The sequence below is a fragment of the Paenibacillus sp. ov031 genome, from assembly GCF_900143165.1.
Classification (GTDB): Bacteria; Bacillota; Bacilli; order Paenibacillales; family Paenibacillaceae; genus Paenibacillus; species Paenibacillus marchantiae.
In genome coordinates this window covers 166,605-180,689 of the sequence record NZ_FRDO01000005.1, presented here as the reverse complement: position 1 = coordinate 180,689, position 14,085 = coordinate 166,605, and the positions used below count along the sequence as shown (strand labels likewise).

The 14,085-nt window shown below is 48.0% G+C and carries 11 protein-coding genes; 10 read left to right on the top strand and 1 reads right to left on the bottom strand.

The window, feature by feature from the left end:
- Window positions 1–3 precede the first annotated feature (3 nt).
- Complete coding sequence (locus BUA17_RS21155) at window positions 4–1,830, bottom strand: cache domain-containing sensor histidine kinase (protein WP_072734899.1); 1,827 nt, start codon at window positions 1,828–1,830, stop codon at window positions 4–6.
- 143 nt (window positions 1,831–1,973) lie between these two features.
- Here BUA17_RS21155 and BUA17_RS21150 point away from each other — a divergent pair, with 143 nt between their 5' ends.
- The 10 genes from BUA17_RS21150 to BUA17_RS21105 all read left to right on the top strand — a co-directional run bounded on the left by BUA17_RS21150 (window position 1,974) and on the right by BUA17_RS21105 (window position 13,939).
- Entirely contained in the window at window positions 1,974–2,855 is an 882-nt protein-coding gene (locus BUA17_RS21150) for a carbohydrate ABC transporter permease (RefSeq protein ID WP_063567994.1), read from the top strand.
- Window positions 2,856–3,692: a carbohydrate ABC transporter permease gene (locus BUA17_RS21145; RefSeq protein ID WP_053779743.1), complete on the top strand. Its 837-nt coding sequence runs from the start codon at window positions 2,856–2,858 to the stop codon at window positions 3,690–3,692.
- A 119-nt stretch (window positions 3,693–3,811) separates the two neighbouring features.
- Window positions 3,812–5,110 (top strand): ABC transporter substrate-binding protein, encoded by a 1,299-nt coding sequence (locus tag BUA17_RS21140; protein WP_063567993.1) that lies wholly within the window; start codon window positions 3,812–3,814, stop codon window positions 5,108–5,110.
- A gap of 406 nt (window positions 5,111–5,516) precedes the next feature.
- Window positions 5,517–6,137, top strand: coding sequence for a TetR/AcrR family transcriptional regulator (locus tag BUA17_RS21135; protein ID WP_072734898.1), 621 nt, complete (start codon window positions 5,517–5,519; stop codon window positions 6,135–6,137).
- A gap of 77 nt (window positions 6,138–6,214) precedes the next feature.
- Entirely contained in the window at window positions 6,215–8,221 is a 2,007-nt protein-coding gene (locus tag BUA17_RS21130) for an alpha/beta fold hydrolase (RefSeq protein ID WP_083584806.1), read from the top strand.
- A 240-nt stretch (window positions 8,222–8,461) separates the two neighbouring features.
- A complete protein-coding gene (locus BUA17_RS21125) occupies window positions 8,462–9,412 on the top strand; it encodes a DUF1177 domain-containing protein (RefSeq protein ID WP_072734897.1) in 951 nt (316 codons plus the stop codon).
- Window positions 9,413–9,508: 96 nt separating this feature from the next.
- Window positions 9,509–10,180, top strand: a complete 672-nt coding sequence (locus tag BUA17_RS21120) for an AroM family protein (protein WP_072734896.1) — start codon at window positions 9,509–9,511, stop codon at window positions 10,178–10,180.
- 19 nt (window positions 10,181–10,199) lie between these two features.
- Entirely contained in the window at window positions 10,200–11,150 is a 951-nt protein-coding gene (locus BUA17_RS21115; protein ID WP_072734895.1) for an aminopeptidase, read from the top strand.
- A 228-nt stretch (window positions 11,151–11,378) separates the two neighbouring features.
- Window positions 11,379–12,011 carry an aspartate/glutamate racemase family protein gene (locus tag BUA17_RS21110; protein WP_072734894.1) on the top strand — a complete coding sequence of 211 codons (633 nt, stop codon included), beginning with the start codon at window positions 11,379–11,381 and terminating at the stop codon, window positions 12,009–12,011.
- A 395-nt stretch (window positions 12,012–12,406) separates the two neighbouring features.
- A complete protein-coding gene (locus BUA17_RS21105) occupies window positions 12,407–13,939 on the top strand; it encodes a PucR family transcriptional regulator (protein ID WP_083584805.1) in 1,533 nt (510 codons plus the stop codon).
- Window positions 13,940–14,085: the final 146 nt, after the last annotated feature.

Sequence of the window (14,085 nt, the reverse complement as noted above, 5' to 3'; positions counted from 1 at the left end):
TGTTCACTCTCCCGCGTATATTTTGACTATGATCTGCACGCCATTCGGTTCCAGATTGCTAATCGTAAGCGTTGCATTGTATCCCGGAGGTGAGTTCAGTTGGAGTCTGCGCATCACATTACGCAGTCCAATTGACTCGGTTTCTTCCGGTTCCTGTGAGGAATCGGAAGATATAGATGCCGGATGCAACCAACGCTGAATTTCGGACAACTTGTCTTCCGGAATGCGGGGTCCGTTATTTTCCAGCCGAATCCGAATCCAATCGTCAGGCGTTCGCTGACTGGATATGCGTATCCTGCCTTTGCCAGGCTGAACATCCGCTCCATGCTTGAAGTAATTCTCAATTAAAGGCTGCAAGGTCATCCTCGGCATTTCGGCCCGCAGGGTATCTTCGGCAAAATCCAGTTCAACCTCCAGGCGGTCACCGAACCGCTCTTTTTGCAGTTCCAGATAGAGTCGTGCATGCTCGGCTTCTTCGTTCAAAGTGACCCGGGTCTGGTCACGCATGCTGTAGCGCAGCATTTTGGATAGGGAAGATAGCAGCACATACACCCGTTGTCCTTGATGTTGAAGCGCAAGTGTACCGATGGATTGCAACGTATTATACAGAAAATGGGGATGAATCTGGGCTTGCAGCGCTTTAAGCTGATTCGTTTTATTCGCAATTTCAAGGCGATATTCCCGCAAAATCAAATTGTTCACAGTATCCATCATATCCCGGAAATGACGGGCCAGCACACCGATCTCGTCCCGACTCGTTAAACGGATATCCACATGCAGGCGTCCTGCCTGAATCTGGTTCATATAACGCATTAATTGCTTGAGCGGTCCGGTGATCCGGATCGAGATGAACAAGGTTGCCACAATGACCAATAACAGCGCAGCAATAGCGATCATGGCATTATTCCACGTTAGAGTGGTGGCACTCGCGTACAGCGTTTCATTCGGAATCTGTTTTACAATGGTCCAGTCTGCAAATTGGCTTCCTAATTGCTGATACACATACATTGAATGATCTTGTTCAAAATGCCCTGAAGCGGTCTGTACTGTCCCTTCACCGGAACGTGCTGAATTCAGCTCAGTCGCTGCTTCCTGCCGTAATGCATCCGTTCCGCTGACTTCCGACTTTCCTTCGAAAATGATCTGGTTCTTATTGTCGATGACATAGATCTGTTCCTTTGTCGGATCATACAGTCTGCTGCAGATTTCGGCAATGGTATCCATGTTCAAATCGATGGCAAGCACACCCAATCGTTCTGTCGAAGGTACATCCTTGATCACACGGTGAAGGGTAATCACTGTTCTTGGAGGATCATCCGCTGACGCTGCCTTGAAGCCGTAAGAATGACTAAGGTGAGCCGATTCGACCCAGATATCCGGGCTTTTATCGTTCGATTTTCCATGAAGCGAGTCGGAGTAGGCCTGTTTGCGTTCTTCCCGCTTCGGGAAAGGATTGGCAATTAATGTCGATTGATTGGCAGCAAAAGAGTGCAGATACAGCTGGAATACATCGGGCACAGCCGAACGTATCGTCTGCAGAGTGGTGTATACCTCGGCAACTGCGCGATAGTCGCCGGGGATTTTCGCCAGATTTCGCAGAAAATTCGGATCGTTGTACACAGCAAGCGAAGCTCTTGCCACGTTATCCACGTAATTGTTGAGATTGGTGGACGCCTGAAAGATTAGGCGTTTGTTCTCTGCGACGGCCTGCTCACGCAGGGCGGTCTTAGTCTGGATAAACGTCATGCTGATGGATGCCAGCAGCGGGATCGTCGTGGCGATGAGCATAAAAGCGATTAGCTTGGTGCGAATGCTGTAGTATTTTGACATCGTGACACCCCTTCTGGTTGCAGGTTAAGAGAGGACAATATTTTACACCCAACTGTTCACCAGGGTCGGTGTTTCCCTGTGCGAGAATGGGGTTTAATAGAACAAGAGACCAATTTCATCCATCTATAGAAGGGGAGAACGATATGAAGCATCGCAAATCTTCACAGCTGTTACAGCAGCTTGTGTTCGTGGGTCCCTCCATCGTCTTTTTTATTCTCATTATCGTGGTCCCTTTCCTGCTTGGTATGGTATATTCCTTTACCGACTGGAACGGGGTGTCGGCGAACATTCATTGGGTAGGATTCGATAATTTCAAGCAAATTTTTGCGAATGATCCCAAGTTTCTATCTGCGTTTTGGTTTACGGTGCGCTTCACCGTGGTTGGTGTAATTTTGACCAATGTTATCGGTTTTTTCCTGGCGTATTTCCTGACCAAGCCGCTCAAGACGAGAAACTTTCTGCGCACGATCTTTTTTATGCCTAACGTGATCGGTGGATTGTTGCTCGGCTTTATCTGGCAGTTCATATTTGTGAAAGGGTTTTCAGCAGTAGGCGACGTAACAGGTTGGTCCTTCTTCAACCTCCCTTGGTTAGGAGACGAGCCAACGGCCTTCTGGGGTATCGTCATTGTATTTGTTTGGCAGACCGCAGGGTATCTGATGGTCATCTACATCTCGTCCTTGACCAACGTATCACCTGATCTGCTGGAAGCTGCCGAAATTGATGGTGCCAGCCGCTGGCAGGTACTGCGCAGCATTATTTTCCCGCTCATTATGCCGGGAGTCACAATCTGTCTTTTCCTTGCCATCTCCTGGTCATTCAAAATGTTCGATCTCAATCTGTCGCTGACCAAAGGCGGACCGTTTGGATCAACAGAATCGGTAGCACTGAATATTTACAATGAGGCTTTTGTGAATAATCGGTACGGCATCGGTACAGCCAAAGCACTTGTGTTCTTCGTAATCGTTGCCATTATCACGATGATTCAGGTGCGTGTGACGAAGAGCAAGGAGGTGGAGGCATAGATGGAAACGTCAAAAAATTACCGCTTCAGTACCATTGTAACCGAGATTGTTATGGTGCTCATTGGATTATTGTTCCTGGTTCCGTTTTACTTCCTGTTTGTCAATTCGGTCAAAACATTCGGTGACCTGCTTACCAATTCGGCAGCATGGCCAGAGGTATTCCAATGGGGCAACTATGCGAACGCCTGGGAGAAAATCAAGTTCCCATCAGCGCTGATGAACTCGCTCATCGTCACTGTAGTCAGCAATCTGCTGCTGGTGTTGATCAGCTCCATGGCGGCCTACCGAATGGTACGCAGCGATACACGCTTCAACCGGATTTTGTTCGGCATGTTCATTGCCGCCATGGTGATTCCGTTTCAGTCTATCATGATTCCACTCGTTACCGTAACCAGTAATCTTGGACTGATCGACAGCCTCTTCGGACTCATCATCTGTTATCTCGGTTTTGGCGCACCGATGTCCATCTTCCTGTTCCACGGATTCGTCAAATCGGTTCCGCTCGAAATTGAAGAGGCAGCTCGGGTGGATGGAAGCTCCGCCTACGGCGTGTTCTTCCGGATTGTATTCCCGCTGATGAAGCCGATGTATGTAACTGTCATCATCCTGAATACACTCTGGATCTGGAATGACTATCTGCTGCCATCCCTGATTCTGCAAAGCTCCAATTTGCGTACAATTCCTATTGCGACCTTTGCGCTCTTCGGACAATATACGAAGCAATGGGATCTTGCCCTGCCTGCACTGGTGCTTGGTATCATGCCAATTATCATCTTCTTCCTGCTGATGCAGAAATACATCATTCAGGGGATTACTGCTGGATCCGTTAAAGGGTAAGTGCGAGGGCGGACCGCTCCGTGATCATGTGCGCTTACGGTCGCTGTTGCTCCCCGGTATCCTGAATAAAAAATGCAACGAAGCTGTTATACTGAAACTACTATAGGGAGAGTGTATGTATGAAAAGAATGACCAAGTTGACGTTGCTTATGCTGATTGCTTTTTCTGTAATGCTTGCGGGTTGTGGCAACGGAGATAAGAGTGGAAGTCCTGTCAAAACAGACGGCCAAGGTGGCGGAGAGGCTGCTGCAGGAGACAAAACCATTAAAATCTTTCAATTCAAAGTCGAAATTGCGGAAGCGCTTAACCGTCTCAAAGCGGAGTATGAATCCTCTCATCCAGGCATCAAGTTGGACATTCAGACCGTGGGTGGCGGCAGTGACTACGGCGCTGCATTGAAAGCCAAGTTCGCTGCTGGCGAACAACCGGACATCTTCAACGTTGGTGGTTATCGTGAACTGGACACATGGCTCGAATACCTGGAAGATCTGTCAGGTGAAGCATGGGTAAAAGATGTGCTTGATGTTGCCAAAGAGCCAATGACCAAAGACGGCAAACTGTATGGACAGCCGCTGGCATTGGAAGGCTATGGCTTCATTTATAACAAAGATCTCTTCCAAAAAGCAGGCATCACTGAAATTCCAACGACACTGGAACAATTGGATCAGGCTGCACAGAAACTTCAAGCCGCAGGCATTACCCCGTTCTCCAATGGATATCAGGAATGGTGGGTACTCGGCAATCATAACGTAAACGTGGCATTTGCGAATCAGGCAGATCCGGTGAAATTTATTCAAGGTCTTAACGAAGGTACGGAGAAAATCCCTGGCAATCAGGTGTTCACGGACTGGATGAACTTGCTCGACTTGACGCTGAAATACAGCAACAAAAACCCGCTTACAACCGACTACAACACACAGGTAACCCTTTTTGCCACTGGAGAAGCAGCGATGATGCAGCAAGGGAACTGGACACAGGTACAAATTGATGGCATCGATCCTAATCTGAATCTCGGCATTCTGCCGATGCCAATTACGAATGAACCGAACGACAAATTGTTTGTTGGCGTACCGAACTACTGGGTTGTGAACAAGAATTCGCAAGTGAAACCGGAAGCGAAAGAGTTTCTGGAATGGCTCGTGACATCTGACATCGGGAAACAGTATATGACCAAAGAATTCAAGTTTATCCCGGCGTTCAGTTCCATTCAGGCATCTGAAGAGGATCTGGGTGATCTCGCAACCGATATCATGAAGTACAGCCAGGAAAACAAAACATTAAGCTGGAACTTTAACCGTTTCCCTGAAGGCGTTCCACAAGAATTCGGTAGTACGATTCAGGCTTATGTAGCAGGTAAATCGGACAAAAAAGCCCTGCTTGATGCATTGCAGCAAAACTGGGATAGTCTGAAAAAATAATCACTCGGATTAGCAATCCGTATAAGTAAAATAGTGCTGTCTCATCCTTGAATGGTTATCCACATACTAATATCCACAGGCTATTGGAGCCATTCGCAAATGATATGAATAAGTAGTCAACTTAAATAGGTCAACCAGAATTATATTCTGGTTGACCTATTTTTTAGTTTTTGGACTCCGCTAGCGCAGATCGGAAGAATAGCATGAGATACTGCCCCTGAAATGTGGATAACTCCATCATATGTAGTGGCCCAATAACCTATTTAACACAGAGTTAATACTATATGTGGATATCCTGTGTGTAAAATGTTCTAAATGTGGACAAGTATGAGAAAATTGGGGCAAAGATCACTTTTGTTAACTACATAACTTGCGTTTGTTTAATTAGTACTATATAGTTCTATTTATGACAAATCAAAAATCGATCTCAGGTTCTGTGAAATCCAAAAGTTCCAATCCGGTTAATCGGACCAAGGCAGTCGAAGTGGCTGCTCAGTTATTTTTGCGTCAGGGATACAGCTATGTCAGCATGGATGAGGTCGTGCGGGCAAGCGGGGTATCCAAATCGAATATCTATTACCATTTCAAAAACAAGGAGGAATTGCTCCAGGCCGTGGTGCAGTACTGGATTGCCCAGTATGAATCGGAGCTCTACCTGCTGCTCAGTCAGCGTGAACGAGAGGTTACAGAACGGATCTATTCGTTCATGGCGTTACTGTCCGCAGGCATGGAAGGGCGCGATTATAAAGGAAGTTGTCCGTTTATTACATTGTATATGCAGACACCAGCCAGCGCACCCGAAGTGAAAGAAAGCATAGCCCGTTTCTTCCGTGAGCTGCAGCCGATGATGGAAAAGCTGTTGCAGCAAGGGGTGGATCGTGGCGAATTTCGTAAAGGGATTGAGCCGGGACCCGCGGCTGCATTATTTATCGCTGCATTCGAGGGTTCACTTGTACTCGCGGAGACTGCGCGTGATATAGGGATTATTGAACAATCAGCACGTACATTTTGTCAGATGCTTCGGTAAACGAAGCTCTTTTTTTGAATACAACTAGTACTATATAGTACTAAAATAAATAGGGGTAAAAGGGAGAGAGATTAGAAATGAGTATACATAATTCATCATTATCAAATGCAGAACGTAAGACTGACCTCAATCCAGCTATGAACAACATGGCGACTGAATCAACGACTATTTTGATGACGGGCAGTACCGGATTTATAGGCAAGGAGGCAGTGAAACAACTTGGAGACAGTGAAGCGCAGTTATTACTGCTTGTACGCTCTGAATCCAAAGCGAGGATGGTTCTGAATGCATATGGAGTAACGGATTTCAGCCGAATAACGTATATTCAGGGGGATTTGTCAGCTCCAGGCCTCGGTCTGACCGAAGCTGATCGTGAGCGTGCTCATCAGGCCAATATCATAATTCATGCAGGTGGGACGATGGATGTCACATTGCCACCGAAGGTGGCAGAACAGATTTTTATGAATGGAGCAAGAGGCATGGCCGAACTGGCCGAAGAAATCCAGCGTACACACGGATTGAGGCACTTTATCCACGTGGTTGGTTTTATGAGTCCCTATGGAAGGAAGGATTCTCCGCCCATATCTTCAACGAATGAAGATGTTGGGGATAAGTCGAGCGGGCAGAAGTCATTGATTAGCAAAGCCTTCCATTCGGAAAGTGCTTATGAACATATGAAATTCGAAGCCGATCGTTATATTCGACAGCATGCAGAACAATATTCGTATGTCTTATCTGTTGTAAACCCGAGTACAATCGTGGGTCCATATCCCACTGGAGCAACCGAACAAACGGGCGGAATTGGCATGATGATACAGGCGATGAGAAGGCGTAGAATGCCGGTGATTCCCGGTGGTCTACAGCACTGGTTGCCCCTCGTATCCAATGACGTGGTTGCACAGACCCTTGTTTTCCTGACTCAGGACAGCAATCCATCCGGCGGCACATATCCCCTGTTGTCCAGAAAAGCGGACAGTCCGGATATGAAGGAAATGATTCGGTTACTAGCGGCGGAGTTGGATGTATCTGCACCTCGATGGTCAGTACCCCTGCCCATGATCCATGCAGCGATGAAGGCTGGTGGCACAAAGATTAGCGGAATACCGCCCGAATCAATCGCGTTTATTACCAAACAGGAGTTTGAAGTGCAGCAAACGGAAGGGTTGTTTCAGCGAATGGGACTAAAATTGCCTGAAGTTAGTGAGTTATTACCTTACGTAACAGCTGATTTGGATTATCGTTTCAGCTATCCTGCACAGGAGGATTTACCTCAGGGTTGGACTCGAACACGTAAGGGAAGTCTTGCGGTGCTGGTCCATGAGGGCAAGGGGGAGCCTTGGGTGATTGTTCATGGTTTGATGAGCAGTGCTGACGATATGATCCCGCTGGGAGATGCGGTATGGAGTATGACGGGAAACCCGATATGGCTTGTCGATCTTGCCGGATTTGGGCGTTCTCCGGTTCATCGGAACAAGGTAAGAGGGACGGCCTTCAAAGGGCAGGTCGAAGGGGTGCGAAGTGTGCTGGATGAGATACAAGGTCCGGTCAAACTGGTAGGACATTCTGTTGGGGCAGCCATAGCCGCGGCGGTGATGCAGGAGAGTGGACGTGAAAATATCCAGCTTGCCATGCTGCAGCCCGTATGGGGAGCCTCGAAAGATGGTATGCAGCGCCTAATATCAAGACTCCCGAGAAGAATGCTGCAAGGACTGTTATCTCGGATGTCTCCACAGCAATTGGCTGGGCAGTTAAAAAGAGCAGAGGCTGCGGGGATCAATCCAACCGTGCTGGAAGGTTATGCGAGGAGATCTTCTTCTGGTATGAAGTCTCCTCGCATCGCAGGAGCGAATGCTGATTTGCTCCACTGGATACAGTCCCATCCAAATGATAAAGTGTCACAGACAAGTGCAGATGCGCAGCGCACACTCATGGTTTGGGGGACGAACGATAAGGGATACACGCGCCCCGAAAATATCCATTCATCCGTTCAACGTGTGGAACTTCCCTATGGGCATCACTTTCCCCTGTTTCATGTGGAAGAAACAGCTTCACTGCTTGTGAAATGGCAAATGAAGAGACGGTAAGCGAAGAAATGAAGTGTGCATTCCCTAAATTACAAAATATTCAGGTAGCTCGATAATAAAATGTTAAATTATATTACACATACAGTTAGATAAACGGAATGAAAACGTTATTTTCACTCCCATTTATACTTGTCGCACAATAAAACGATGCTCATTTTGGCAAGGCAGTACATTGTGACCCTCTTCTGAACTGCGATAGACTTGATTTCAAGATCAACAGCTAAGAGGAGGATGTGTACGATGCCACTTCAAAAAACGTTATTGGCACTGGACGCGCTGGACAGCGCTTATGTAAATGGTGAAAGTGTAAAGCAACTATTTGTTCAATATCCACAGGTTTCAGTTGAAGTGCTGACCGTACAAGGGGAAAAGGGAAGTACGGATTTTGTTAAAATCATCATCCCTGGTACAAACGGCAAGTTGTCAGGAGGGCAGGCCCCGACCATGGGGATTGTCGGACGGCTGGGTGGAATCGGCGCCCGTCCAACACGCATTGGACTCGTTTCGGATGCAGATGGCGCCGTCGCTGCTGTAGCAGCAGGACTGAAACTCGCCGATATGCAGACCAAGGGTGATTCGCTCAAAGGTGATGTCATTGTGACTACGCATATCTGTCCGGATGCCCCGACTCTTCCGCATGAACCGGTGGATTTTATGGACTCTCCGGTCGACATTTTGCAGATGAACGAACATGAGGTTCTGCCAGAGATGGAAGCTATTTTGTCCATTGATACAACCAAAGGAAACCGGGTGATTAACCATAAAGGCATCGCCATTTCGCCCACGGTGAAAGAGGGATATATTTTACGGGTGAGCGATGATTTGCTCCGAATTATGGAGATGACCACAGGGCAGCTGCCTGTGACTTTCCCGATTACGACGCAGGATATTACGCCATATGGCAATGACTTATACCATATTAATTCCATTTTACAGCCAGCTGTGGCTACACATGCACCTGTTGTAGGCGTAGCCGTAACCGCTCAATCTGCAGTTCCGGGATGCGGCACAGGAGCGAGCCATGAGGTTGATATTGCAAGCGCAGTTCGTTTGGTCGTGGAGACAGCCAAGGAATTCACGAATGGCACCTGTTCTTTCTACAATGTGGAGGAATATAACCTGATTACTCGTCTGTATGGATCAATGAAAGTACTTCAGACACCAGGGATCCAGGCAGCTCCGTCTGCATAGTTTAGTCGAGAAGGTCACGGTTGAAGCGGCAGTTAAAAATAATGCTGTGGACATACGTGTCTTCTACAGCCGATCTGATATGTAGGAGGCTATAACATGACCAAGCAGCTAGGCATGATTACGATTGGACAAGCTCCACGAACCGATGTTGCGCCTGTCTTAGAAAAGTACCTGGAGGGGCGGGCGGAACTCCTTCAGGTCGGGGTGCTGGACGGACTGTCGGCAACTCAGATCGCTGCGCTGGCCCCGGAACCGGGTGAATATGTGTTGACTTCCCGTCTGCAGGATGGCAGTGCAGCTATCGTATCCCGTGAAAAAATCAGACCGATGCTGAATCAAAAGATTCGTGAATTCGAAGCCATGGGTGTCCCCAATATTCTGCTGCTGTGCACAGGTTCCTTTCCGGGTCTGCGTTCAGCTAAAGTGCACCTCATTGAGCCTGACCGCATTATTCCTCCAGCCGTACAGGCCATGGCCGATGGCCGCCGTCTGGGGCTTATTGGACCTTTGGCAGAGCAAGCGGGACAGCTTGATTTGAAGTTTTCCTCCTTGGTCCAGCCTGCGTTTGCCGCTGCTTCTCCTTATACATCCGGCGAGTCTGAGTTCCGGCAGGCGACGGAATCATTAAAGGGGCGTGTTGAACTCATTTTACTGGATTGCATGGGGTATGATGAGCGCCACCGTCAATGGGTTGCCAATGCCAGCGCAGGAATCCCTGTCATTTTGTCGAATGCTCTAATGGGTAAACTAGTAGCGGAAATGGTCTGACACAGGAGGAGACGAACCAATGAACCAGCAACGAATTGACGTCAGTAAAAATGTTTTGGTGGAATGCCTTGGACTTCGCAGTGGTGAGACACTGGCTGTCGTAGCGGATGATGCCAAGAGAGAGCTGGCCGAATCCATATATGAGGCAGGCAAGGCACTGGGAGCAGATGCGGTACTAATAGTGATGAAGGAACGGAGCAAATCCGGTGAAGAGCCGCCTGCGCCGATTGCCGAAGCGATGAAGCGTGCAGATGTCGCGGTATGCGTAACCCGTTATTCACTAACCCATACGCAGGCGCGTAAACAGGCGGCAGCTGCTGGAACCCGGGTAGCCACGATGCCGGGCATGACGGACGATATGTTCATGAACGGTGCCATTACCGCAGAATATCCCAAAGTGAAGGCTTTGACAGATAAGGTCACTGCCATGCTGAGTGCAGGGAGAAATGTCCGTATCGAGAAAGATGGACACCAGCTGTCATTCTCCATTCAGGGACGTAACGGCGTGCCAAGCACAGGTATGTACCTCAATCCAGGTGAGTCCGGCAATTTGCCTTCCGGTGAAGCTTACATCGCCCCCGTTGACGGTATTGGAGAAGGTGAAATCCTGGTGGATGGCTCAATTGCAGGAATAGGTGCGATCGGTGAACCTGTTCTATTGACGGTTAGAGAGGGACGCCTTGTTACGGCAACTGGCGCTGAAGGAGACAAGCTGTTATCCATGCTGGGCGAAGGTGATGGTCGAATTCTTGGCGAGTTCGGCATTGGCACCAATGACAAGGCTCGAATTACAGGTGTTGTCTTGGAGGACGAGAAAGTCTACGGTACGATTCATGTTGCTTTTGGAAGTAACAATACCTTCGGTGGCACAGTCGCAGCAGGTGTTCACATTGATGCCGTTGTGCAGAAGCCGGATGTGTACATTGATGATGTGTTGATTATGCGTCAGGGAGAGCTGCTCGATCAATAATAGAGCAGAATATTCAAGGGATAACCTTGTGGATCAAAAAAAGGGTATGAGAGCGTATGCACAACATATCCACAGTGGGGACCAATGCGTAAATTACGCGGTAGATTTAGCGACAAATACACAACATATTCACAATATATAAAGAGATATCCACATAATTGGGGGTAACTATCAACAGTTTGTGGGTAACATATACACAAGATATCCACAGCCTGGGGAGGAATGCCGATGTTGGGTCTTATCAGAGTGATTACACTTCATCATGAAGAAGATATCCACAGACACGGGGCATTGATTGAAGGACGTTATGGCATTCAGGTTCGGAGTCGCTGCATTCCCGATCAACCGCTGGGGGTATATGATCAGGCCACAGAGCTTGAATCGATTCCCAAAATTGTGGATCTGGCACGAAAACTGGAACAGGAAGGCTGTACCTCTATCGGTATCAGTTGTGCAGCCGATCCGGCTCTTGCAGAAATGCGTGCCGCAGTTCAGATCCCCGTCTATGGTGCTGGCTCATGTGCTGCACATCTTGCGCTCACATCAGCGGCGCGTGTTGGTGTATTGACCATCCTAGAGGAAGTGCCCCTGCTGATCCGAGGAATACTAGGTGATGCTTATATCGGGATGGATCGTCCTGAAGGTGTGGTAACCACGCTGGATCTCAACACGCCTCAGGGGCGAATCGCGGCTATGGAAGCTGCCAGAAGACTCAAGGCGAAGGGTGCTGAGTCCATCGTTCTTGCGTGTACTGGTTTTGCAACGATGGGTTTCGCCGTGGAATTGGAAAAAGAACTGCATATCCGGGCGCTTGACCCGATCTATTCATTGGGAGCAGCCGTGTCTGCGTTGAATATCTGATCTATGGAATGCCGAGTGTGGGTATTGAATGATTTTATATTTGGGTTGATTTGATTTTGACGCCGATGCAGTGTGGATAACTGCATCGGCGTTATTTGTGTTGGATAAGGTTATCGGGGCTCTTGGAATAGCATGGCGCAGGTGTGCTAGGATCATGGGCATAATTTTTTCTGTTTTCTGATGTGAAGCGATAAAGTAATGAATTTATTTTCCATGCCATCAACTTCTACTAACAACGTATTATTATTGCTGTAATTTATAGAATCAATATATATCATACGTATATCACAGAAATTCCCGTTTTTTTTGATTAGATAGTCTGGTAAACTATCCAAAAAAATTAGATACAGTATGCAAAAATGATTTGCAAATCTGGCTCAGGGTGGTCGATAGGCTTGAAAACGACAGGTATAACACTAAAAGAACTGTTGAATATTCCTATACTCAGCAAGGCCAAAGTCATTAGTGGGCACCAAGGATTGGATCGGGTTGTACGGTTCGTGGATATTATGGAGGTGCCGGATCTGCAAGGATGGTTGCGAGAAGGCATGCTTATGCTGACGACAGCCTATTCGATTCGTGATAATCCCGGCTTGCTCGGAGAACTAATCTATACGCTTAATGAAGCAGGGGCGGCTGCTTTGGCCATCAAGCCTGCGCGTTTTCTCAAAGAAATCCCGAAAGAAGCCGTTGCAGCCAGTAATGACTGTGGTCTGCCCATCATTGAAATTCCTCCGGAGATACCCTACATGGATATTACGCAACCTGTTATGGAATTGGTACTGGATCGACAGGCCGCACTTCTCCGCAGGTCAGAGGAAGTATATCGGACACTGATGACAATGGTACTTGAAAACAGCGGAATTCAGGCGGTGGGGGACAATGTCGCCGAGCTGCTTCAGGCACCTGTGGGTGTTATCGACAATGCTGGTCAGATGATTGTGTCTTCACCGCCGGATTATGACTGGAAAGAAGCGGTGGACCCACTCGTATGGGAGATAAATCTGGATCGGCGGAAGGTTGCCCGACTGCTGGTGGACAAGGACTCCCTGGATGAAATGGAACAAGTCGGCATTGAGCAAGCCAGATTAGTATTATCCCTGGAATTGATGAGAAACAAGGTGGCGGAAGATACCGAATTACGTCTTCGAGGCAATTTCATTGACGAACTGCTGACACCGCCTCTGCTGTTGCCACATGAAGCCGAATCAAGAGGCCGCAAGCTTGGCATGAATCCGGAGCATTTATGGGAAGTAGCTGTGATGGAAGGGGAGACTGCTCCGGATGAAGACCTATTGACCGAATTGCTTGGTCAGGAGGCCAGAAAACGGAGGGTAGCGCCTCATATTGAGTTTCGGACCAACAGGGCAGTGCTCTTCTTGCCAACACCGGAGTCCCGGGATACGACATGGAAGGATGACGTTCAATCCTGGTCTGATACGATTGGGCTATGGCTCGAAGATCCGGCTAACAAGCTTGGACAATTCAGGACAGGCGTAGGCACCCAGGTTCCACTTTGGAATATGCATCAAAGCTATGGCGAGGCCAGAAATGCACTGCTGGTATCCTCCCGCTTGTCGGGTGGGCGTACAACCCGGTTTGAGGATGTGGAGGTATATCATTTGTTGAGCGAAACGGCGAATGAACCAGGTTTTGCGGCATTGTTTGAGCGGAAACTGGGGAAATTGCGTGCTTATGATGATGAACACAGTGGGGATTTGCTGCGTACGTTTTTTTATTATCTGGAGAGCCGGGGCAGCTTGATCGAGACAGCAAATCGCCTCTATATTCACCGGAATTCCGTGAAATACCGACTGGAGCGAATACGGGATATTACGGGCTTCGACCTGAATCATCCGCGTGAACAATTTGTCTGTCATCTGTGTCTTGTGTACTACTACATGAAGCAGGATAAACAAGAGGTGTAGGTCCTGCCAATCGGATACTCTCTTCTACAGCAAAATCAACAAAGGATGATATGGTAGATATAGGTCGAAAAATAGCGAACTATGTCTTAGGGTGTGATTTAACATGACATAAATAGGAGACATTAGTGCACAATCGACAAACGGTT

Coding starts and splice junctions, on each gene's coding strand:
- BUA17_RS21115 (WP_072734895.1), top strand. CDS start 10,200: ATGAACCAGCAACGAATTGACGTCAGTAAAAATGTTTTGGTGGAATGC.
- BUA17_RS21130 (WP_083584806.1), top strand. CDS start 6,215: ATGAGTATACATAATTCATCATTATCAAATGCAGAACGTAAGACTGAC.
- BUA17_RS21120 (WP_072734896.1), top strand. CDS start 9,509: ATGACCAAGCAGCTAGGCATGATTACGATTGGACAAGCTCCACGAACC.
- BUA17_RS21140 (WP_063567993.1), top strand. CDS start 3,812: ATGAAAAGAATGACCAAGTTGACGTTGCTTATGCTGATTGCTTTTTCT.
- BUA17_RS21145 (WP_053779743.1), top strand. CDS start 2,856: ATGGAAACGTCAAAAAATTACCGCTTCAGTACCATTGTAACCGAGATT.
- BUA17_RS21110 (WP_072734894.1), top strand. CDS start 11,379: ATGTTGGGTCTTATCAGAGTGATTACACTTCATCATGAAGAAGATATC.
- BUA17_RS21155 (WP_072734899.1), bottom strand. CDS start 1,830: ATGTCAAAATACTACAGCATTCGCACCAAGCTAATCGCTTTTATGCTC.
- BUA17_RS21125 (WP_072734897.1), top strand. CDS start 8,462: ATGCCACTTCAAAAAACGTTATTGGCACTGGACGCGCTGGACAGCGCT.
- BUA17_RS21150 (WP_063567994.1), top strand. CDS start 1,974: ATGAAGCATCGCAAATCTTCACAGCTGTTACAGCAGCTTGTGTTCGTG.
- BUA17_RS21135 (WP_072734898.1), top strand. CDS start 5,517: ATGACAAATCAAAAATCGATCTCAGGTTCTGTGAAATCCAAAAGTTCC.